The sequence below is a fragment of the Citrobacter sp. VF227 genome, from assembly GCF_052950715.1.
Map to the genome: position 1 here is coordinate 346,370 of NZ_JBRFVF010000001.1, position 20,651 is coordinate 367,020.

The 20,651-nt window shown below is 49.8% G+C and carries 19 protein-coding genes; 14 read left to right on the plus strand and 5 right to left on the minus strand.

Features of this window, described 5'->3' with window-relative positions:
• Nucleotide 1: 1 nt before the first annotated feature.
• The 3 genes from ACU8YC_RS01790 to ACU8YC_RS01800 all read right to left on the minus strand — a co-directional run bounded on the left by ACU8YC_RS01790 (nt 2) and on the right by ACU8YC_RS01800 (nt 3,537).
• The gene (locus ACU8YC_RS01790; protein WP_151219174.1) at nt 2-1,414 is read right to left on the minus strand and encodes a sodium:solute symporter family protein; all 1,413 of its coding nucleotides are present in this window, start codon (nt 1,412-1,414) and stop codon (nt 2-4) included.
• A gap of 76 nt (nt 1,415-1,490) precedes the next feature.
• A complete protein-coding gene (locus ACU8YC_RS01795) occupies nt 1,491-2,375 on the minus strand; it encodes a dihydrodipicolinate synthase family protein (RefSeq protein ID WP_252838371.1) in 885 nt (294 codons plus the stop codon).
• A complete protein-coding gene (locus ACU8YC_RS01800) occupies nt 2,368-3,537 on the minus strand; it encodes an iron-containing alcohol dehydrogenase (protein ID WP_414077853.1) in 1,170 nt (389 codons plus the stop codon). The genes ACU8YC_RS01795 and ACU8YC_RS01800 overlap by 8 nt, the downstream gene beginning before the upstream one ends.
• A gap of 170 nt (nt 3,538-3,707) precedes the next feature.
• Between ACU8YC_RS01800 and dtnK the strand changes: the two genes are divergently transcribed.
• From dtnK to ACU8YC_RS01815, 3 genes are read left to right on the plus strand one after another with little or no spacing between them, the layout of a single operon-like run.
• A complete protein-coding gene (dtnK, locus tag ACU8YC_RS01805) occupies nt 3,708-4,952 on the plus strand; it encodes a D-threonate kinase (RefSeq protein ID WP_446894947.1) in 1,245 nt (414 codons plus the stop codon).
• Nucleotides 4,945-5,931 (plus strand): D-threonate 4-phosphate dehydrogenase, encoded by a 987-nt coding sequence (locus tag ACU8YC_RS01810; RefSeq protein ID WP_423390744.1) that lies wholly within the window; start codon nt 4,945-4,947, stop codon nt 5,929-5,931. Before dtnK ends, ACU8YC_RS01810 begins: the two co-directional genes overlap by 8 nt.
• Nucleotide 5,932: 1 nt before the next feature.
• Nucleotides 5,933-6,694, plus strand: a complete 762-nt coding sequence (locus tag ACU8YC_RS01815; RefSeq protein ID WP_151219179.1) for a DeoR/GlpR family DNA-binding transcription regulator — start codon at nt 5,933-5,935, stop codon at nt 6,692-6,694.
• Here the strand turns inward: ACU8YC_RS01815 and ptrR are convergent.
• Nucleotides 6,691-7,566, minus strand: coding sequence for a putrescine utilization regulator PtrR (gene ptrR, locus ACU8YC_RS01820; RefSeq protein ID WP_151219180.1), 876 nt, complete (start codon nt 7,564-7,566; stop codon nt 6,691-6,693). The two genes, ACU8YC_RS01815 and ptrR, sit on opposite strands and share 4 nt — an antisense overlap.
• 102 nt (nt 7,567-7,668) lie before the next feature.
• On the opposite strand from ptrR, the gene sad reads away from it, so the two are divergent.
• The 11 genes from sad to ACU8YC_RS01875 all read left to right on the plus strand — a co-directional run bounded on the left by sad (nt 7,669) and on the right by ACU8YC_RS01875 (nt 19,674).
• Nucleotides 7,669-9,057 carry a succinate-semialdehyde dehydrogenase gene (sad, locus tag ACU8YC_RS01825; RefSeq protein WP_370618363.1) on the plus strand — a complete coding sequence of 463 codons (1,389 nt, stop codon included), beginning with the start codon at nt 7,669-7,671 and terminating at the stop codon, nt 9,055-9,057.
• 159 nt (nt 9,058-9,216) lie between these two features.
• Nucleotides 9,217-10,143 (plus strand): glutaminase B, encoded by a 927-nt coding sequence (gene glsB, locus ACU8YC_RS01830; RefSeq protein ID WP_151219181.1) that lies wholly within the window; start codon nt 9,217-9,219, stop codon nt 10,141-10,143.
• Nucleotides 10,143-10,502 carry a DUF4186 domain-containing protein gene (locus tag ACU8YC_RS01835; RefSeq protein ID WP_151219182.1) on the plus strand — a complete coding sequence of 120 codons (360 nt, stop codon included), beginning with the start codon at nt 10,143-10,145 and terminating at the stop codon, nt 10,500-10,502. The genes glsB and ACU8YC_RS01835 overlap by 1 nt, the downstream gene beginning before the upstream one ends.
• An 80-nt stretch (nt 10,503-10,582) precedes the next feature.
• On the plus strand, nt 10,583-11,110 hold the full coding sequence (locus ACU8YC_RS01840; protein WP_187252455.1) for a GNAT family N-acetyltransferase: 528 nt from the start codon (nt 10,583-10,585) through the stop codon (nt 11,108-11,110).
• A gap of 106 nt (nt 11,111-11,216) precedes the next feature.
• Complete coding sequence (locus ACU8YC_RS01845) at nt 11,217-12,668, plus strand: tagaturonate reductase (RefSeq protein ID WP_210905069.1); 1,452 nt, start codon at nt 11,217-11,219, stop codon at nt 12,666-12,668.
• Between the two features lie 601 nt (nt 12,669-13,269).
• Entirely contained in the window at nt 13,270-13,821 is a 552-nt protein-coding gene (locus tag ACU8YC_RS01850) for a fimbrial protein (protein WP_003843639.1), read from the plus strand.
• 205 nt (nt 13,822-14,026) lie between these two features.
• Nucleotides 14,027-14,731: a fimbrial biogenesis chaperone gene (locus ACU8YC_RS01855; RefSeq protein ID WP_053088687.1), complete on the plus strand. Its 705-nt coding sequence runs from the start codon at nt 14,027-14,029 to the stop codon at nt 14,729-14,731.
• A 15-nt stretch (nt 14,732-14,746) separates the two neighbouring features.
• Nucleotides 14,747-17,245, plus strand: a complete 2,499-nt coding sequence (locus tag ACU8YC_RS01860; RefSeq protein ID WP_446894948.1) for a fimbria/pilus outer membrane usher protein — start codon at nt 14,747-14,749, stop codon at nt 17,243-17,245.
• 37 nt (nt 17,246-17,282) lie between these two features.
• Nucleotides 17,283-18,362 (plus strand): fimbrial protein, encoded by a 1,080-nt coding sequence (locus ACU8YC_RS01865; RefSeq protein WP_446894949.1) that lies wholly within the window; start codon nt 17,283-17,285, stop codon nt 18,360-18,362.
• Between the two features lie 7 nt (nt 18,363-18,369).
• Nucleotides 18,370-19,092 carry an EAL domain-containing protein gene (locus tag ACU8YC_RS01870; RefSeq protein WP_286540637.1) on the plus strand — a complete coding sequence of 241 codons (723 nt, stop codon included), beginning with the start codon at nt 18,370-18,372 and terminating at the stop codon, nt 19,090-19,092.
• A gap of 18 nt (nt 19,093-19,110) precedes the next feature.
• Nucleotides 19,111-19,674, plus strand: coding sequence for a hypothetical protein (locus ACU8YC_RS01875; RefSeq protein WP_151219187.1), 564 nt, complete (start codon nt 19,111-19,113; stop codon nt 19,672-19,674).
• A gap of 14 nt (nt 19,675-19,688) precedes the next feature.
• Here the strand turns inward: ACU8YC_RS01875 and ACU8YC_RS01880 are convergent, their stop codons facing one another.
• Complete coding sequence (locus tag ACU8YC_RS01880; RefSeq protein ID WP_151219188.1) at nt 19,689-20,576, minus strand: AraC family transcriptional regulator; 888 nt, start codon at nt 20,574-20,576, stop codon at nt 19,689-19,691.
• Between the last annotated feature and the right edge of the window lie 75 nt (nt 20,577-20,651).

Consider the following 20,651-nt stretch of genomic DNA (forward strand, 5'->3'; position numbering starts at 1 on the left):
TTTAGACTCCATTATTTTCGACAGGTTTGGGAGTAGCTTGCTGGGATTTGTTAGGGATTAGACGGTCGAGAATCATAATCACCGCAGGCGTCAGCAAGGCGATGTACATATTATTGATACCGAACGGGTCACCCAGCAGATACCAAACGGATGTCACTACGCAGGCACCCAGCAGGGCACAGTTTGCACCGCGAGTACTTTTAAAGAACGGCGCATAGAAGGCGATAATGGCGACGACGGTAATGGAGAGTCGGATCGCACGGGTAAAGAAGGAGAGCTTTAATACTTCCGGTACCAGCAGGACGAAAATCAGCGGCAGGAAGCCAATGAACAAGGAGATCCAGCGAGTCGCTTTAAACTCCTGTTCCTTGGTAGGGTTACGCATTGGCACATAAAAATCTTTCACCACCAGTGAGGCGATAGCCAGAGCAACGGTACTGACACTAACAAAAATAGAGGCTACAAGTGACGTTGTCACAAGGCCGGCCAGCCATGGGTCCATATCCTGCAGAAAAATGGGCATTGCATACAGGCTGTTAATTTCTGGGTGAAGAAACTTCGCCGCCACACCGATAATGGCGATAGCAAAAGCAATTGGTAAACAAAAGAAGAAGGCGATCCATGTTGATCGTTGGGCGGATTTGACATCTTTAGTTGATGAAATCGCCTGGATCACAAACTGTGTACAGAAAATAGAACCAATGGTACCGATGAGCCATGCGACGATAGTACCCGCGCCGATGTTGCCATCCCAGGTCCAGTAAAAGTCTGGCATTTGTTCAATCATCGGTGAGAAACCGCCGGTTCTTGAGAGAGCAAACCCCATAATGATCAACAGACCAATGTACTTTAGGGCACTGTGCAGCATCGTTACCCAGGCAACGCCTTTCATGCCGCCAAAGGCAAAATAGAAGGTGCTCACAATGGCGGTTATAAAGGCGGCAACAGGTAAATTGACCTGCAGTACTGTCGAAATCGCCGCGGCGCCGCTGACGTAGTTTCCGACGTTTACCAGCAGCAGGGCGTAAATCATGATGATAGAGATAATGTTTTTTGTGCTGTTGCCATATTTCTCGGCAATGGCACCCGATATAGTGATTTTCCCTGTATTGTAGATACGTTTAACCAGTATCAGACCGAACAGAGGAAAACCTATAGCGGCACCGAGAACAGACCAGGATGCGGCTATTCCGCCTTCAAATGCTGCCTGAGCGGTACCAATGGTCGATTTGGCGCCGATATATTCGGACATAAGGAGAATACCGACGATGAAGGCAGGCATGGCACGCGAGCCTTCCATAAAATCGCCAGCATTTTTACTGCGTAGGCGGAAAGTGAGCCAGGTTGTAAAAATAATATAGGCAATCACGATCCCTACAATGATCAGAGTGTCTGAAGAGGTAAATGAGTTCATCTTAGCCGCCCTCCAGGGCGTACGAATCCAGGGGGCGCTAGGCTCCCGGGTATTCTTGTGACGATTGAGAAATCCTTTAGTGGGCGAGATGCGACACTATCTGGCGGATAGTATTTTCCTGTTGCTCACTAAACGTGACGGCGTAACGACTTGCGCCTACCTCATGTCCCATGATTTGCAATGCTTTTTTGACTGCGGCGGGCGAGAACGCAACGTTATAGAGCTCGGTTCGCAAACCCGTGACGCTTTCCTGCGCTTCACGCGATCCGACAACATCACCGGCCTTGAATCGCGTCCAGATAGCGTTAATTTCTTTTGGCGCTACGTTCGCCAAACCGGAAATACAGGCTGAACAACCGTCAACGAATCCTTGATGAATCAGCGAGTCCGGCCCATTTAGCACATCAAAACCTTCGATATCTTTGACGGCGTTGAGGAAACCTTCGAGGCTTTCATAGCTCCCGGCGCTGTCTTTGATACCAATGATGTTGGGATGCGTCGCCAGTACGCTTGCGGTTTCTGGTTCAATGGTGTTACCCGTACGTGCCGGAATGTTATAGAGAAATACCGGCACCGATAGCGCGTCGGCAATCGCGGTATAATGAGCAATCAGTTCCTGCTGTTTGAGCGGAACAAAATACGGGGTAATCACCGATACGGCATCGACGCCCATTTTTTCAATTTGCTTGCCCAGACGAATGGTTTCACGGGTTGAGATTTCACCGATATGCGCAACCACATTTGCCCGTCCAGCGACTTCCTCAACGCAGGTGCGGGTCACTGCTATTTTTTCTTCCTCGTTAAGCACAAAAAACTCACCGTTCGTACCGCCGCAGAAAATGCCGTTGCCGGCGTTTAGCTGGCGATTAACCTGATTTTTGAGCTCGTGGAGGTTTAGCGCCCCTTCGTTGTCAAAGGGGGTGACGATTGCCGTCAGTACACCACAAATTTTCTTACTCATGATTCACTCCTTTGGTAATCAGTTCTGGAAAAAGTGTTTGATAAATAGCCTCAACATCGTCATGGCTTACCTGACAGGGTGTGTTGTTAATAAGACGTTTTACGTTGAGCGCGGCATCGGCGAGAGTGGAAATATCTGTGGGTGGTACCCCGAGCGTTGCCAGGTTATCGGGCAGGTTGAGTCGTTTCACAAGTGCGGAGAAGTATTCCACCAGCGCGAATGATTTTTCTTCGGTACTCAGGGTCCGATCGGCATCAGGCAACAGATCCCAGACCTGAGCGAACTTGTCGACCACATGAGGACGGATAGCTTTCATGCAAGGGGCTAACAGAATGGCATTGGCTATACCATGAGGCAGGTGATAGCGACCTCCGAGTGGGTAAGAGAGTGCATGGACAAGATGTGTTCCGGCATGATTAATCGCGACTCCGCCATAATATGACGCCCACAGCATTTCCAGTTTAGCCAGCAAATTGTTCGGTTCATTAACCGAGGTTTCGATGTTCTTCAGCAACTTCTGTAACCCGATGAGCGCCGCATTGTCACTGATCGGATTGGCGATGGTGGCTGTAAAGCACTCAATCAGATGACATAACGCATCTATTCCGGTTGATGACGCAATATGCGCTGGCATGCTGGTCGTCAGTTCCGGCAACAGGGCAACGTAATCGGGTAATAGCACCGGAGAAATGATGCCGACCTTGGTGTTTTGTTCCGGGATCGCCAGAATCGCATTAGGAGTTGCTTCAGAACCCGTCCCTGCAGTGGCTGGAATCAGCACTGAAGCTACGCGGTGCAGCGGTTTCTCGCCTGCCAGCATGGCGTCAAGAGAAGAGGATTCAGGATGACATAAGACTGAGAGCAACTTCGCTACATCCAGTACGCTGCCACCACCAATACCTATCACCATCTCTACGTTAAGACCTTTAACGCTTTCTAACAGTGCCGCAACGTCATGATGACCCGGCTCGGCAGGCACGCTATCAATAAGTGTGACCTGGCGGCCATCGTTACTGAGCAAGGTGCGGATCTGCGCCACTGCATCCAGCCTGACGATATTGCTATCGGTCACCAGCAATAGCTGGTGCTTGCCTGTCAGTATTGGTTCCAGCGCGGGGATGGCATTTGAACCGCTAATCACGGTGCTATTGATTGTTGCCACAACATTCTCCTGTAGGTGAGTGATTGAATTCGCTCATTTCGTTTCAAAAGCGATTTCATCATGGGCTAAATTTATAATTTATCTCGGAACTGAATAAATTGAGCTTGCTCACATTTAATCAAATGTGATTGAATATAATCATTATCAAAATTCAACAACCCGGAGCATGGATGAGTAGACATGTTGTAAGACCCCAGATCCTTGTCATTGCTGATGACTTTACGGGGGGAAATGATGCGGGAGTGAGTCTGGCGATGACGGGAATGACGGTGAACGTCGCTTTCACATTGCCCTGTGCCGATGATGCAGATGTGCTGGTCATAAACAGCGATAGCCGGGCACTGGATGCTCAACAAGCCGCGGCGAGGGTAAGCGATTTGGCTCTTGCCTGTCAGGCAGAACCTCAGACGCAGTGGCTGAAGAAAATCGATTCAACATTGCGGGGTAATCCGGGGGCGGAACTGGACGCGTTGATGCGAGTTACGGGCAAAAAACGTGCCATTTTAGCGGCTACTTATCCTGCCGCAGGCCGTACCACCGAGCAAGGGCAATGCCTGATTCACGGCGTTCCGGTAACGCATACCGAATTTGCCAGCGATCCTAAAACACCGGTGATGAGTGCTGATATCTGTGAAGTGATACAGGCGCAAACCACCATTGCGTGTCGGTCGATGTCTCTAAATGACTACACGCAGCACCTGCATGAGCCTGTTGTTGAGACGCCGCAGATTTGGGTTGTGGATGCGCGGACTGACGCTGACCTTGATGTGATTGTTACTCAAGCGCTGATGCAGGATGAGCTGCCGTTGTTGGTGGGGTCAGCCGGAATCTGTGATGCACTGGCGCGCCATGTGCGGGCACCTTCTTCCCAGCGCTTGCTGGCTGTTGTGGGATCAATGAGTGAAATCGCTCAACAACAGGTTGCCGCTGTGTACCAGAACCCGCAAGTGGGGATGGTATTCATCGATATCGAGAATATTTTCAGCGGTGGTTCAACAGCGTACGTGCAGCGCATTGTTGGAATCCTCGCCTCTGGTAAACACTGCATCGTTCACACAAGTCCCGACAGTGAAGCGCGCCATCATATTCCGCAGTTGTGCGTGCGCATGGAGATGAATCGCGTTCAGCTCGGTGAAAAAATCTGCCTGTTTCTTGGACAGCTTATCCGCCAGGTTTTGCAAGAGGTATCGCCAGGCGCGCTGTATCTCTCTGGTGGCGATGTGGCGATGGCGGTTGCAGACGCCCTTAAGGCAACAGGATTTCGAATTACCGACCGTGTGGCCCAGTGCGTGCCGTACGGTCATTTTGTCGGTGGCGACTGGCAACGCCCGGTTATGACAAAGGCAGGGGGATTCGGTGACGAAACGACGTTGCGTCAGGTTTTAAATTTTATCGAGGAGAACATGAGTGAATAACATTATTGCAGTAACAATGGGCGATCCTGCCGGTATTGGACCTGAGATTATTATTAAATCGCTGGTGGAGGGAGAACTCTCTGGCGCGCCGGTTGTGGTTGTGGGATGTGCCCAAACGCTGCGTCGTATCCAGTCATTAAATGTCACACCGCCAGCGGAACTTCGGGTTATCGACAGCGTAGACCTGGCGCAATTCGCCCCGGGTGTTATCAACGTGATTGATGAACCGCTTGCCGATCCTACCGCTCTTCAGCCAGGAGTGGTGCAAGCGCAGGCGGGAGATTTGGCCTATCGCTGCATAAAACGCGCTACAGCACTGGCGCTAAGTGGTGAAGTTAAGGCTATTGCTACCGCGCCGCTGAATAAAGAAGCGTTGCATCTGGCGGGACATCATTATCCCGGACATACCGAACTGCTGGCACAACTGACCAACAGCAAAGACTACGCGATGGTACTTTATACCGATCAGCTTAAAGTCATTCACGTTACCACCCACATCGCGTTGCGCAAATTTCTTGATACGCTCAGCGAGCAACGTGTAAAAACGGTCATTCAGGTGGCGAATGATTTCCTGCGTCTGGTAGGGTTCGATAATCCACGTATTGCGGTTGCTGGCGTCAACCCCCATGCCGGCGAAAATGGCCTGTTTGGCGAGGAAGAGATAACGATTGTCGGACCTGCGGTGCGTGCAATGCAAGCGGAAGGGGTAAATGTTACGGGACCCTGTCCACCGGATACGGTATTTATGCAGTGCCACGAAGGTATGTACGACATGGTGGTGGCGATGTATCACGATCAGGGCCATATTCCGCTAAAATTGTTGGGATTTTATGATGGGGTGAATATCACCGCCGGATTGCCGTTTATTCGCACCTCTGCGGACCACGGTACGGCGTTTGATATTGCCTGGACAGGAAAAGCCAAGTCTGAGAGCATGGCGGTGTCTATCCAGTTAGCAATGCAAATTACGCGGGAATAAAATGAAGGGATATAATCGGTTAGAACAGATTATGGATTATCTGAAAGGGCATAATCTGGCGACAGTTGAACAGCTCGTCGCTGTGACTCAGGCCTCTCCGGCGACCATTCGTCGCGATCTGATCAAGCTTGACCAGGAAGGTGTCATCAGCCGTACCCACGGAGGCGTCACGCTTAACCGGTTTATTCCTTCACAACCTACCACGCATGAGAAAATGCAGCGTAGTCTGCTGGAAAAGCAGGCTATCGCCTGTGCGGCGGCAAACCTGGTGAAAGCCGGTGATGCTATTGTTCTCGACGCGGGGACGACAATGATTGAGCTGGCTCGTCAGCTCACCCATCTGCCGCTGCGGGTTATCACCAGCGATCTGCACATTGCGCTTTTCTTCTCTGAGTTTAAACAAATTGAAGTGACCATTATTGGCGGACGTATCGATGATTCCAGTCAGTCCTGCATCGGTGAACATGGACGTAAACTGCTGCAGAACGTCTGGCCAGATATCGCGTTTTTGAGCTGCAACGGTTGGGACATAACGCGAGGGATCACCGCGCCGACTGAAGAGAAGGCCGGATTGAAAAGCGACCTGATTGCTAATGCCAAACGTCGGGTACTGCTGGCGGACAGTTCGAAATACGGCGCATGGTCACTGTTTAACGTTACACATCTGGATGCGTTGACGGATATCGTGACCGATGCGCATCTCAATGAAGACGTGCGCGAGCAACTGGAACAGCTACCCTGCCAACTGACTATTGCCAGTTAATCCCTGGTCTGCGACAACTGGGGGTTCAATACCTCAATAAACGCTTCCAGTTGCCTCGTCATTGCGCCTCTGCGCCATACCAGCCACGTATTCAGCCAGCGCCAGTTTTCGCTTAGCGCCCAGGCGTTGACCTGATGATGTCCTGGCATACTCTCCAGCATCGAGCGTGGGATCAGCGCGATCCCCGCGCCGGCAATCACACAGGCCAGCATCCCGTGATACGACTCCATTTCATGAATAGTGCCGGGCATGGCGCGATCGGCATGAAACCAGCTTTCAAAATGGCGGCGGTAGGAACAGTTGGCCCGAAAGGCGTAAATACTGCACCCGTTAACGTCGCTGGCCCGCTGGATGGGAGGATGACCGTACGGAGTGACAATCATCATCTCTTCACGGTAGACCGGCATTCCTTCAAGGCCTGGGTGGGTAATCGGTCCGTCAACAAAGGCAGCGTTCAGCGTCCCGTCGAGCACACCATCCAGCATTGTGCCTGAAGGACCGGTCGCCAGCGCAAACTGAATTTTGGGATAACGCTGATTATATTCAGCCAGCGTCGCAGGAATGCGCACGGCGGCGGTGCTTTCCAACGAGCCAAGTGAAAACAATCCCTGCGGTTCATCCCCGGCGACAACCATTCTCGCTTCATCAACCAGTGCGAGGATCCGCTGGCTATAGCGTAAAAAGTTGTGGCCGGACGGGGAAAGCCGCAGACGCTGGTTTTCACGAATAAACAGATCGACGCCAAGGTCGGCCTCAAGCTGGCGGATGCGGGTGGTGAGGTTGGATGGCACACGATGCACCTTCGCGGCAGCCTGGGTAATACTGCCCGTCTCCGCGACGGCATTGAACATTTCCAGTTGCGTCAGGTCCATAATATTCTCTATTCGTGAATGGAGTGGTTAATATTATTCATTTTTCAGAAAGAGTAAATATGCGCATGATATAACCATACCCTGCGATAAAGAGAGGCAACTATGACTATCACTGCAGCAACACATGCGATTTCTGTCAATCCTGCTAATGGCGAAATGTTAACGGCGATGCCGTGGGCCAGCGCGGAAGAGATTACTCATGCACTGACCCTTGCCGCGAATGGTTACAGCGAATGGAAACACACTTCCGTTGAGCACCGTGCGCAAACGCTGCGTGATATCGGGCAGGCTCTGCGTAATCGCGCGGAAGAGATGGCGCAGTGTATCTCACGTGAAATGGGGAAACCCATCAAGCAGGCGCGTGCTGAAGTGGCCAAATCAGCCGCATTGTGTGACTGGTACGCCGAACATGGACCGGAGATGCTCAATCCGGAACCCACGCTGGTGGAAAACAATCAGGCGGTGATTGAGTATCGCCCCGTAGGAACCATTCTGGCGGTCATGCCGTGGAACTTCCCACTCTGGCAGGTACTGCGTGGCGCCATTCCAATTCTGTTGGCCGGAAATGGCTATCTGTTAAAACATGCGCCTAACGTAACCGGCTGTGCTGCGATTATCGCGCAGGTTTTGGCTGATGCCGGCGTACCTGCAGGTGTGTACGGTTGGGTGAATGCCGATAACGCCGGGGTGAGTCAGATGATCAATGACCCACGTATCGCAGCCGTAACGGTGACGGGCAGCGTTCGTGCTGGTGCGGCGATTGGTGCTCAGGCGGGCGCAGCGCTGAAAAAATGCGTGCTTGAACTGGGTGGTTCCGATCCGTTTATTGTCCTTAATGATGCCGACCTCGAGCTGGCCGTTAGAGCGGCGGTTGCCGGACGTTATCAAAATACCGGGCAGGTTTGTGCGGCAGCCAAGCGTTTTATAATCGAAGAAGGGATTGCGGCAGAATTTACCTCACGCTTTGTGGCGGCCGCGAGCGCGCTGAAAATGGGCGATCCGTTAAACGAAGAAAACGATCTGGGTCCGATGGCGCGATTTGATCTGCGTGATGAGTTGCACCAGCAGGTCGAAGCCTCCCTTGCTGAAGGGGCGCGGTTGCTTCTCGGCGGGGAAAAAATTGCCGGTAAGGGCAACTATTATGCCGTGACGGTACTGGGTAATGTCACCCCGGAGATGACGGCGTTCCGTCAGGAGTTGTTTGGTCCGGTCGCGGCGATTACCGTGGCAAAGAATGCGGAACATGCCTTAGCACTGGCTAATGACAGTGATTTCGGTTTATCAGCCACGGTATTCACGGCGGATGAAGCGTTGGCTCAGAAGATGGCGGCACGCCTGGAATGTGGGGGCGTATTCATCAATGGCTACAGCGCCAGCGATGCCCGCGTTGCGTTTGGTGGCGTTAAGAAAAGTGGGTTTGGCCGCGAGCTTTCACACTTTGGTCTGCATGAGTTCTGTAACGTGCAAACTGTCTGGAAAAACCGCCTCTGATGGTGTGGTGCCTCCGTCGGGGGCACCTGTCGAAATTGTATATTATGAATCTCACCAGCTTATGCATGCTATAGCCAGATTCCGCCTTCCGGCCTGACGCTGCGTATTCAGCTCTGTTATACTCGCAGGCCTTTCATACCTGCGAGCAAGGAGCATGTTGTGGCCAGGGCCATGAACAATTCAATTTTAGAGACCATTGTGCAGCAGGTTCGTCCGCTGATTGGTCAAGGTAAAGTCGCTGATTACATTCCTGCATTAGCCTCCGTCGACGGTTCAAAACTGGGTATTGCCATTTGCACCGTTGATGGACAGCACTACCAGGCGGGGGATGCGCAAGAGCGCTTTTCTATTCAGTCAATTTCAAAGGTGCTCAGTCTGGTCGTGGCGATGCGTCACTATCAGGAAGATGAGATTTGGCAACGCGTCGGTAAAGATCCTTCCGGTCATCCTTTTAACTCCCTGGTGCAGCTGGAAATGGAGCAGGGGATCCCACGTAATCCCTTCATCAATGCAGGGGCGCTGGTGGTTTGCGATATGCTGCAAGGGCGTCTGAGCGCACCGCGTCAACGGATGCTGGAAGTGGTACGGGCATTAAGCGGCGTGTCGGATATCGCCTATGATGCGACGGTGGCGCGCTCTGAGTTTGAGCACTCAGCACGTAACGCGGCTATCGCCTGGCTAATGAAGTCCTTTGGCAATTTCCATCATGACGTGACCACCGTATTGCAAAATTATTTTCACTACTGCGCCCTGAAAATGAGCTGTGTGGAACTGGCGCGTACATTCGTCTTTCTGGCAAATCAAGGGCATGCTTTTCATCTTACGGAGCCGGTGGTTACACCCATGCAGGCCCGGCAGATCAACGCGTTGATGGCGACAAGTGGCATGTATCAGAACGCAGGGGAATTTGCCTGGCGGGTTGGCTTACCGGCGAAATCTGGCGTCGGTGGCGGTATTGTGGCTATCGTTCCCCACGAGATGGCGATTGCCGTCTGGAGTCCTGAGTTAGATCCGGCGGGAAACTCACTGGCCGGCATCGCGGTGCTGGAGCAATTAACGCAACAGCTGGGGCGCTCGGTTTACTGATGAATAGGCTCGATCCTCTTTTTGCACGGCTGGCGAAATCAACGTTCCGCTCGCGCTTTCGTCTTGGTCACAAAGAGAGACAATATTGTCTGGATAAAGGTGCGCCGGTTATTGAACAACACGCTGTGGATTTTATTGCTAAACGACTGGCTCCGGCGTTTCCTGCCAATGATGGCAAACAGACCCCCATGCGCGGACATCCGGTATTTATCGCTCAACATGCCACGGCAACCTGCTGTCGGGGATGTCTGGCGAAATGGCATGATATCCCTCAGGGTGTGGCGTTAAGCAACGAACAACAACGTTACGTTGTTATGGTGATTTATCACTGGTTAGTGCTCCAAATGAATAAGCCATAGATAACATAATCCTATGATACGACTCCTTGTGTTGTGCTTTTGTTAAAAGCAGTATGAAGGCGTCAATCTAAGGAGAAAAAATGGTTTCCTCTACCCCCTGCTTTGTGCTGAGCGCGGCACAGATTCTGTCGAGAGTCGACGAGCTCAGCGATATCCTTGAAACATGCGTCAATAACGGCGCTTCCGTTAGCTTTATGTCACCTTTTAATCGTGATAAATCACGGCCATTCTGGTTGGACGTCGCACAAAGTGTTACTCGTGGTGAAAGGATTGTTCTGGGCGCGGAGGACGCTCAGGGGGCGCTTGTCGGTGCCGTCCAGCTTATTCTCAATCAACCCGAAAATCAGCCTCATCGTGCGGATGTCGCTAAACTGCTGGTGCACACCTCGGCACGGCGGGGCGGCGTTGCCAGAAAATTGATGAGCGAACTGGAAAGCTGCGCACGTGAGCAAGGTAAAACGTTGCTGGTGCTCGATACAGCGACGGGCAGTGGCGCTGAGTTGTTCTACCACAATTGCGGATGGCAAAAAGTAGGCGTGATACCCGATTATGCCAAAATGCCAGACGGGACGCTGACCGGGACCACACTTTTCTATAAATACCTCTAATTTGTTGCTGGGGATTGATCAAAACAGGGTTTCAATGTATTAAAGTTTGATAACCTATTGTACCAATTCAATCAGGTTGTATGACTAATTAAAAAGGGAACCCATTGTGCAAACACTAAATCGTCGCGATTTCCCCGGTGCTCAGTATCCTGAACGCATTATTCAGTTTGGTGAAGGTAACTTCCTGCGCGCTTTTGTTGACTGGCAGGTAGATCTGCTGAATGAACATACCGATCTGAACGCCGGTGTGGTCATTGTTCGTCCTATCGAAAGTACTTTCCCGCCATCGCTGAGTACCCAGGATGGTCTCTATACCACCATCATTCGTGGTTTGAATGAGCAGGGCGAAGCCGTGAGCGATGCCCGTTTGATTCGTTCGGTTAACCGCGAAATCAGCGTCTATAGCGAATACGATGAGTTCCTGATGCTGGCGCATAATCCGGATATCCGTTTTGTGTTTTCTAACACCACTGAAGCAGGCATTAGCTATCACGCGGGCGACAAGTTTGAGGATGCGCCAGCAGTAAGTTATCCGGCTAAACTGACCCGACTGCTGTTCGAACGCTTCCGCCATTTTAATGGCGCGTCAGATAAAGGCTGGATTATCATTCCGTGCGAACTGATTGATTACAATGGTGATGCGCTGCGTGAACTGGTTCTGCGTTACGCTCAGGAGTGGATGCTACCGGAGGCGTTTATTCAGTGGCTGGATCAGGCCAACGCATTTTGTTCCACGCTGGTGGACCGCATTGTTACCGGTTATCCGCGTGACGAGGTGGCGAAACTTGAAGCTGAGTTGGGTTACCACGATGCATTTCTTGATACGGCAGAACACTTCTATCTGTTTGTTATTCAGGGACCGAAGTCGTTAGCTGCGGAACTGCGTCTGGATAAATATCCGCTCAACGTTCTGATTGTTGATGACATCAAACCGTATAAAGAACGGAAAGTGGCGATTCTCAATGGCGCACACACCGCACTGGTTCCTGTTGCCTGGCAGGCAGGGCTCGACACCGTGGGTGAAGCAATGAATGATGCGGAAATTTGTGCCTTTGTTGAAAAAGCCATTTATGAAGAAATCATTCCGGTACTGGATTTACCGCGCGATGAGCTGGCGTCCTTTGCCAGTGCGGTGACGGGGCGTTTCTGCAACCCGTACATCAAGCATCAGTTGTTGTCGATTGCCCTGAACGGCATGACTAAATTCCGTACCCGCATATTGCCGCAACTGCTGGCCGGGCAACAGGCCAGCGGTCAATTGCCCGCACGTCTGACGTTTGCGCTGGCGGCATTGATTGCGTTCTACCGCGGGGAGCGTAACGGTGAGTCTTATCCGGTCCAGGATGATGCGCACTGGATTGAACGTTTCCAACAACTGTGGAGCCAACATCGCGATCGCCAGATAAGTACTGAGGCGTTGGTGCGTTCTGTACTGGCGGTCAAAGAACATTGGGAGCAAGACCTGACCCAGGTTTCTGGGCTGGTGGAGCAGGTTTCTGCCGATCTGGATGCCATCCTGGCAAAAGGCATGCGTGAAGCCGTGAAACCACTGTGCTAAAAAATGCTTAATATTCATTTATAAGCTTTTTATTTTAGCAGGCCGCAAAGGTGTTTAATTCAGGGAGAGGTTACTCTCCCTGAGCTATTTTATTTTGTAATACAAATTATGTTTTTTTCCGTAGTTCACCCGTGCAAACTATACTTTTTTTAATTATAAAACTATAGAATTACACCACACACCATAATAGCATCATGATGAAAGTAGTCCCCATGGGTATTATCACCACCATTATCTCTAACGACATATAAAACTAAGTGCATTTTACCTGTTTCTGCATATAACATTTTTGATCCAATCTGTAAAAAAAGTTATAAATAAAGCTATATAAAAACCATGAAAAAATGAAGGCTTTTAGTGGATGGGGATTACAAAAATTTCATTAAACGATACCAATTGAAATTTTTGATGAGATATTTGTCGCGTAAGTTATTATCAGTGAGGAAATCTTAGGAAATAATTATGTTTTCAGTTTTTTTCGTTGATTAAATAGTTGTTGATTTAATTTTTAGCCTGTTGATAATCGATTCAGCTTCTCAGAGAGACTCTGTTCTTTTTGAAATGCACAACAACTCGTTATATTTTTATCAGGAACAACATAATGAAAAAAATCGCCGCTATCGTTGCATTCAGCAGCGTATTTGCTGTCTCTGCTGTTCAGGCAGCCGGAAATGGTACTATTAATTTTACCGGTGCGGTAAATAACCAGACCTGTAGTGCTACGATTAATGGCGCAACAGGTAGTACTGCGGCGGCTGTGACGCTGCCAACTGTTCAGGCAAATATTTTAGGTACCGCAGGTAATGTCGCGGGTCAGACATCTTTTAAAATGGATGTCACTGGGTGTGCGTCGACTAACCCAGCAGGCGCGGGCACTGTTAAGGCCTTTTTTGAAAGAGGAGCAAATGTAGACAGTAATGGTCGTCTTGTTAATACCAATACAACAGGTGCGTCCAATGTTGTGCTGGAGCTTGTTGACGGTTCCGGGAATACGCCAATTAAGGCTGGCGACATTGCGCAGAACACGGGTAACTACGTGCCTATTAGTGGTGGTAATGCAACTCTGCCATATGCCGTACGCTATTATGCAACGGGGGCAGCTACTGCTGGTGCGGTTGCGTCTAGCGTAACGTATTCGTTGATCTATAACTGATATCAGAATATTACTTAAGAAAATTTGGTAAAAGTATTTCTCCGAATAATATAGATAAACATTTTCAAAGTGTTCTATAAACTCCAGTAATTTTCTTGCTTCGTAACAAGCCGGAGTGGAAGGTTTTATGTCGAACCTTCCTCTCCGGATTTTATAAAAATAAAGAGCATATCGTTAAATATTCTGTTTTAAAGGCAATAATACTATGAAACTGCACCGATTCTTTTCTGCTACAGCGCTTTTACTGGCTACGGGAATACCAGCGACGTATGCCAGTATTCAAATCAATACCACCCGAGTCATTTATCATGCTGCGGAAAAAGATATCAGCGTGCAAATTACGAATCCAGGAAAATATCCGGTATTGCTGCAAAGCTGGACCGATGACGGTAATCCAGAAATTAAACCTGACGCAATGCGCACTCCTTTTGTGCTGACTCCTCCATTGACGCGGGTGAATGCCGACGCAGGACAAACGTTACGCCTGTCATATACCGGGACTGCTTTGCCCGCCGACAGAGAGAGCGTTTATTGGTTAAACGTGCTGGAAATCCCGCCTGTAGGTGAGAAAGGGACAAATCAGGTACAGGTGGCCTTTCGATCACGGATCAAGCTGTTTTATCGCCCTGTCACACTTGACGACAAAGGCGCTCGTACGGCAATCGCGCAGCTGCGCTGGCAGGCGCAGGGTAATCATATCATCCTGAGTAATCCGACGGCGTACTACGTTTCTGCCGTGGCTGTAACCGCGACGCACGCAGGCAAAAAAACAACGATCCCCGCCGATATGCTGGCACCGCACGGCAGTCTCGATCTGACGCTTCCCTCTGGTGTAGTGGCGGATGGCCTTACCGTGGAAGCGATTAACGATTACGGCTCATCGGTTACAGAACCTGTAAACCGGTTGTAATACCAGGGGATACTCATGCGTAAAACTTATCTTGCTGAAATGCTGTCGGCAGGGCAGCCCGTTGCCTGGATATATGCGTCATTACTGATCATACCTGTTATGGCAAAGGCAGCGCCAGACGATGACGTTGAGTTCAACATCACATTTCTTGACAGCGCGTATACAGCGAGTATCGACCTGCAGCAGTTCAGGCAGGGGAACAACTTGCCGGCGGGAGAGTATTTAGCGGATATCTGGCTAAATGATGAGTTGGTGACAACGCAGAAAATGACATTCAATAAAACGTCTCAAGGGACGGTTGTTGCCTGCATGACTCCAGAGTTGCTGGCTCACCTGAATATTATGCCGTCCGCTTTGCACGACACGGATAAGCTGACCCGCGGCAACTGCGTGCCCGTAGAGCAGGTGATCCCATCAGCAAAACTCACATGGAATAACAGCGAGCAAAAGCTGGTTATTGCCGTACCCCAGCAGGATCTCGCGAAAACGGCGCGCGGTACCGTGTCGCCATCGCTCTGGCAGGATGGCAGTCTGGCGGCATTTATGGGTTACAACGCCAGTGCCTATCAATCATCGTCTGGCGGTGAAACGTTTAACTCACAGTATTTGAGTCTGAACAGCGGGCTTAACGTTGGAGGCTGGTATCTGCGACATAACGGTAGCCTGACCAATCAGACCGGAAGCGGCAATCGTTATCAAAGCATTAATACTTACCTCCAGCATGATGTCAGCTCTGTTCGCGGTCGTTTCCTGGTGGGTGAAGCTAATACCTCAGGACGTCTTTTTGATTCGTTGTCATATACCGGCGTCTCGCTATTCAGCGATGATCAAATGTTGCCTGAATCACAGCGCGGTTATGCACCTGAAATCCGCGGTATCGCCCGCAGCCATGCGCGCGTCACCGTACGGCAGAGCGGGAATGTGATTTATGAAACTACCGTTCCGGCAGGGGCTTTTGTTATTAACGATCTTTATCCTACCGGTTATGGTGGCGACCTCAGCGTGACCGTACGCGAAGCGGACGGTAGTGAAAGCACATTCCTTGTGCCTTACGCCTCGGTAGCAGATTTGTTGCGTCCTGGCGCATCGCGTTATGAAGCGGTGGCAGGAAAATACCGTCAGTCGAATGGGCGTGACGGTCAGCCTTTTTATCAGGCGACCTGGCAGCAGGGTATTACTAACTTCTTGACGTTATATGGTGGAACCCAATTTAGCGATGGCTATCAGGCGTATCAGGCCGGCAGCGCGGTATCGACCCCGCTGGGTGCCGTGGCGCTGGATGTGACCCAGGCTATGACCTCCACGAGCAGAGACAAACTGAGCGGGCAAAGTTATCGCATTACCTACAACAAACTCATTTCTGACACGCAGAGCAATATTGCGCTGGCCGCATATCGTTTCTCCACGCGTGATTATCTGGATTTTGCTCAGGCCATGGAATACCAGAACTTGCAGAAAGGGGATGCGATTTATGCCGGGTTACTGTACCGGACCAAAAACCGATACAGCCTGACGTTAAGTCAGGGGTTGGCGGAAGGTTGGGGGACATTCTCTGCCACCGGGCTTTCGCAGAATTACTGGAATCGCAATGGGAACGACATGCAATACCAGTTTGGTTACTCAAACCGCTGGAAACGATTGAGTTATACCCTGACCGCTACGCGTAACCGTGCCCCAGAGGGAAACATGGAAACCAGTTGGCTGGTTTCCTTCAGTTTGCCGCTGGGTGAGGAGCGCCCTGTCACGTTTAGTAGTTCGGTTTCCCATGATAACGGTGGCCTGGCTGAGCAGGTAGCGCTGGCCGGAACTGCCGGAGATAAGCAGCAGATGAGCTGGGGCGTTTCGGGAACCCACAGTGAACAAAGTGGCAGTACCGGTAGCGTAAGCGGTCAGTACCTTTCACCATGGACATCCGTCAATGCGTCTGTAGGTGTAGGTCGGGATAACCATACCTTGTCTGGTGGGTTGTCAGGTTCGATAGTGGCGCATCCACACGGAGTAACCTTTACGCCTTATACCAGTGACACCTGGGTGGTAGTGAATGCCCCAGGTGCTGCAGGTGCGGAAGTGCTGAGTTATCCGGGATTAAAACTGGACCGCTGGGGCAATGCTGTCATGCCTGCCTCAATGCCTTATCAGCGAAATTCGGTCAGCCTCGATCCGAAAAATCTGTCTCACCAGGTTGAACTCGAAAATACCACTCAAAATGTGGTGCCGCGCGCAGGTGCGGTAGTGGTGGCGGAATTTGCCACGCATCAAGGCTATGCCCTACTGCTGACGCCAGCGCGACCAGAAGTAAGTTTATCCTTCGGCGCGACGGTAACGGATAGTCAGGGCAATACCGTCGGCATGGTAGGGCAAGGTGGAATGGTCTACGCCCGGGTAAATACAAAAACAGGCCAGCTGTTTGCCACCCATGATGTAACAGGCAAAGCCAGTACCTGCATTATGCCGTTCAGCGTGACGGATGAAGCGAAAGCGATGCAGCAGATAACCTATTCGTGCGGACGCTAAGACAACAGCCGCTTTGATTTACGATCATGGAGAATACATGTTCAGTTTGATTCGTTCCAAAATACATCTGCGGATAGTTCAGTTGTTCGTTGCGACGAGCGGGCTGTTATTTGCTGGCCATAGCCTTGCCGTCTGCTCGACTGGAAATCAGCAGTATACCGTTCAGGTTCCACTCCAGGCTGCAACGTTTAGTGCCGGAGAGGATTTTCCAGTAGGGAGTAATATCCGCGTACAGCAGGTTCGTGGCTATGCGGCTGTTCCTGTGGCTTGTACTAATTCTGGTGCCTATTCGCGCATGAGTCTTTCAGGAGGCACGCTATACCCCGGTCAAAGCAACATCTATCAAACGGGGATTAATGGATTAGGGGTGCGTTTTCGTAACCCTTATGAGAATAAATATTATCCGTTTAATACTACCTGGATGGGTACTTACAGTCCTGATGGCTGGTTAGTGTTCACTATTGAGCTGGTCAAAATGGGGCCAATTACTGCCGGAACAGTGAATAGCGCACTTTTTCCGCAAGTGAGAATTGATGCTATAGATGCCGACAATAATCCGACTCGAGTGGCATGGCATACGATTACCGGCGGTTTTACGCTGCAAACGCCAACGTGTACGACGCCCAACTTTAATTGGGATCTGGGAACGACTAACACCACACTCTTACGAAATCAGGGTGACGCCAGTGTGTGGGTGGATACGCCAGTGACATTGACCGGGTGTTCTACATTCCTGGGTAATAACAGTAATGGAAGCTATACCCAGTACAATATTCAAGGCTTTAATTCTGGCAGCGTATCCCAGTCAGGCAGTATTGCGCCCAACAAACTTACTATGACGCTGACACCGAACACTTCCGCTATTGATTCCGTAAATGGAATTGTCGCTCTGGATAATACGGCCACCGCATCAGGATTTGGCGTACAGCTCGCCTCGAAACAATCAGGAACCTACGTTGCGCAGAATCTCGCGGGCAGTATGGTTGTCACGTTGACGGTTGGAGACAGCAGTGGTTCAGTCCGTTTTCCGTTGGGCGCGCGTATCATCCGAACCAGCGATTCGGTGCAGGGCGGGTCGATCAAAACTAGCCTGACTTACACTATTAATTACCAGTAATCGCAGCATGATAAACAGCTATAAGCAACGTTATGTTTGTGAGCCGGTTTATACCATGGCGGGGCGTCTGGTTGCCATGGAAGTGCTGACATCGTTTACGACGCCTGAAGGGAATACGGTCTCGTACAACGATGTGACCGATATTCTCACGCCGGAGTATAAATGGCTAAATTTTGTGCGCCAACTGCACGGTGTTAGCTGCTGGCAAAATTGGTTGGTTCGCCACCACATCGTTATCTCACTGAATGTGGATGCTGATACGGCTGTATGGCTTCTTCGTGACAAGGCCGTACTTTCTATGATCGCTAAAATGCCGTTTATTCGTCTTGAGGTACATGAGCATTTCCCCACCTCAGACAAAGAAAAACGGGGATTACTGCATCATTTACGGCCCCATGCCTCAATGTGGCTGGATGATGTTGGCTCCGGAAGCCATAACAATTTTGGTTTGCTGATCAGGGGATATTTTAGTGGGGCGAAGATTGATAAGTCTTTTTTCTGGCAACACCATGTCAGCGATGAGGCATGGCTGGGAAAGGTTATCCGCGATCTGACTCGTTTTGCAGGAAATGTCATCGTGGAGGGAGTAGAACACACCGGCCACACAATGGCTCTGATGACGACCCCGCATTGCTGGCTTCAGGGGCATCTGTTTCAGCGTACCGATATTGATCGCATTCCAGAAGTTCCATTATGGATTAACTCCGTCTTAACCGCGCCATCAGGCTAATTTTCACAGGATAAAAAGGTGTATCTCGTCATTACTCAGGATCGTTTTTTATTTTATTCAATTTCCTGTATTTTGGGTCCGGATATGACAGAGCATATCCGTTGTGTAGAAGATATTTGTCTGCAACGTCATCGGCATGCTCATGTGATATTAGATACTTTTAAAAATAATGTCATTTATACGCCATTGGCCGAGCGGATTGCGTTGATTGAACCTGAACGCATGTATATTATGTCACCTTTTGGGATTAAAAAATGCTTTCCTGGAATGAAGGTTAGGTTTATCCCACGAGCAATTCAGGTACAAGATTTAAGAGAATTGGTTGTTCATGGTAGGTTCTATGAATGGCAACCTAAAATATATTTAACCAGAAGACAACATCATATCATAACAATGACATTATTGCATAAGAGTCAGCGTGTGATTACGGATGACTTGAATATTGCCATAAAAACGCTCTTTAGCCACAAATATAATATTATGTTATTGCTCAACCTTAAAAAGTTTAGTGGGTTATTGAGCCATCCGTTTTCACTATACCTGCGTTATGAACAGCATGACATGCACGGTATGGCAGAGTAGTTTTGCATTGATAACTAACGTGCTTTCCAAAAATCAGCGGGTGTGCTCGACGTGATTTTTCGAAAGGCTTTATTAAATCCGGATAATGACTCATAGCCCACACGTGATGTTACTTCTTCAACTTTGTAGCCTCTGCGCAATAAGTTAATGGCGATGTTAATACGCAGTCGGGTTACCAGCTCATTAGGAGTATAACCGCATATATCATCTATCTTTCTGATAAAGGTTGAGCGACTCATATTTACTTTACCGGCCATCATATCAATTGACCAGTCGAGTGTAGGGTTATGCATAATCTGCAATAAAAGATCAGAGAAGGGGGCGTGTTGTGAAATATCCAACAGTTTTATATCGACAAGATGTTCATCAACAATTTGCTCAACAATGTAAACCAATAAAAGATCGGTGAGTCGTGCGAGAGCCAGTTCGCACCCTGACTGTGAGACTGAACACTCCAGCTGTAAAATAGCAACCAGTTGGCTTATTTTCTGGCTGGATGTATCATCTTTTTTGATTATCATGAATTCCGGCAGTAGAGCAAAAAGAATTTCGCCCTGTATGGTTTTTGGGTGCAAAAAACCGCACAGAAGGGCGGTATCGCCATCTTTAGGTTCACTGATGGAATACATCGATTTTTTTGGAATATTCTCGGTATTCGCCTCGGGAGAAGAGACTAAATAAAATGGCATATTAAAGAAAAAGAATACAATATCACCTTCGGACAGGTTTACGACAGTGTTACGATCGGTGAAGCGAAGCCAGCATTGCCCTTCCAGCACCAAATGAAAACTGGGCATACCGGTTGGGTATGTTGATGCTTTCCAGTCGTCGCAGTACCTACCGAGATGAAAAACGGAGGTGGCAACATGCGTCTGATTCGCGAGCCATTCTTTAATGTACATAATTTATTCTCTGATTTTATGTAATTTATATCCCAATGAATGACTGTAATGACCACTAAGAAACTGAAGATACAA

Excerpts from the sequence above, each read along its gene's own strand:
- ACU8YC_RS01790 (WP_151219174.1), bottom strand. The coding sequence starts at position 1,414 with ATGAACTCATTTACCTCTTCAGACACTCTGATCATTGTAGGGATCGTG.
- ACU8YC_RS01795 (WP_252838371.1), bottom strand. The coding sequence starts at position 2,375 with ATGAGTAAGAAAATTTGTGGTGTACTGACGGCAATCGTCACCCCCTTT.
- dtnK (WP_446894947.1), top strand. The coding sequence starts at position 3,708 with ATGAGTAGACATGTTGTAAGACCCCAGATCCTTGTCATTGCTGATGAC.
- ACU8YC_RS01815 (WP_151219179.1), top strand. The coding sequence starts at position 5,933 with ATGAAGGGATATAATCGGTTAGAACAGATTATGGATTATCTGAAAGGG.
- ptrR (WP_151219180.1), bottom strand. The coding sequence starts at position 7,566 with ATGGACCTGACGCAACTGGAAATGTTCAATGCCGTCGCGGAGACGGGC.
- sad (WP_370618363.1), top strand. The coding sequence starts at position 7,669 with ATGACTATCACTGCAGCAACACATGCGATTTCTGTCAATCCTGCTAAT.
- ACU8YC_RS01835 (WP_151219182.1), top strand. The coding sequence starts at position 10,143 with ATGAATAGGCTCGATCCTCTTTTTGCACGGCTGGCGAAATCAACGTTC.
- ACU8YC_RS01840 (WP_187252455.1), top strand. The coding sequence starts at position 10,583 with ATGGTTTCCTCTACCCCCTGCTTTGTGCTGAGCGCGGCACAGATTCTG.
- ACU8YC_RS01850 (WP_003843639.1), top strand. The coding sequence starts at position 13,270 with ATGAAAAAAATCGCCGCTATCGTTGCATTCAGCAGCGTATTTGCTGTC.
- ACU8YC_RS01855 (WP_053088687.1), top strand. The coding sequence starts at position 14,027 with ATGAAACTGCACCGATTCTTTTCTGCTACAGCGCTTTTACTGGCTACG.
- ACU8YC_RS01860 (WP_446894948.1), top strand. The coding sequence starts at position 14,747 with ATGCGTAAAACTTATCTTGCTGAAATGCTGTCGGCAGGGCAGCCCGTT.
- ACU8YC_RS01865 (WP_446894949.1), top strand. The coding sequence starts at position 17,283 with ATGTTCAGTTTGATTCGTTCCAAAATACATCTGCGGATAGTTCAGTTG.
- ACU8YC_RS01870 (WP_286540637.1), top strand. The coding sequence starts at position 18,370 with ATGATAAACAGCTATAAGCAACGTTATGTTTGTGAGCCGGTTTATACC.
- ACU8YC_RS01880 (WP_151219188.1), bottom strand. The coding sequence starts at position 20,576 with ATGTACATTAAAGAATGGCTCGCGAATCAGACGCATGTTGCCACCTCC.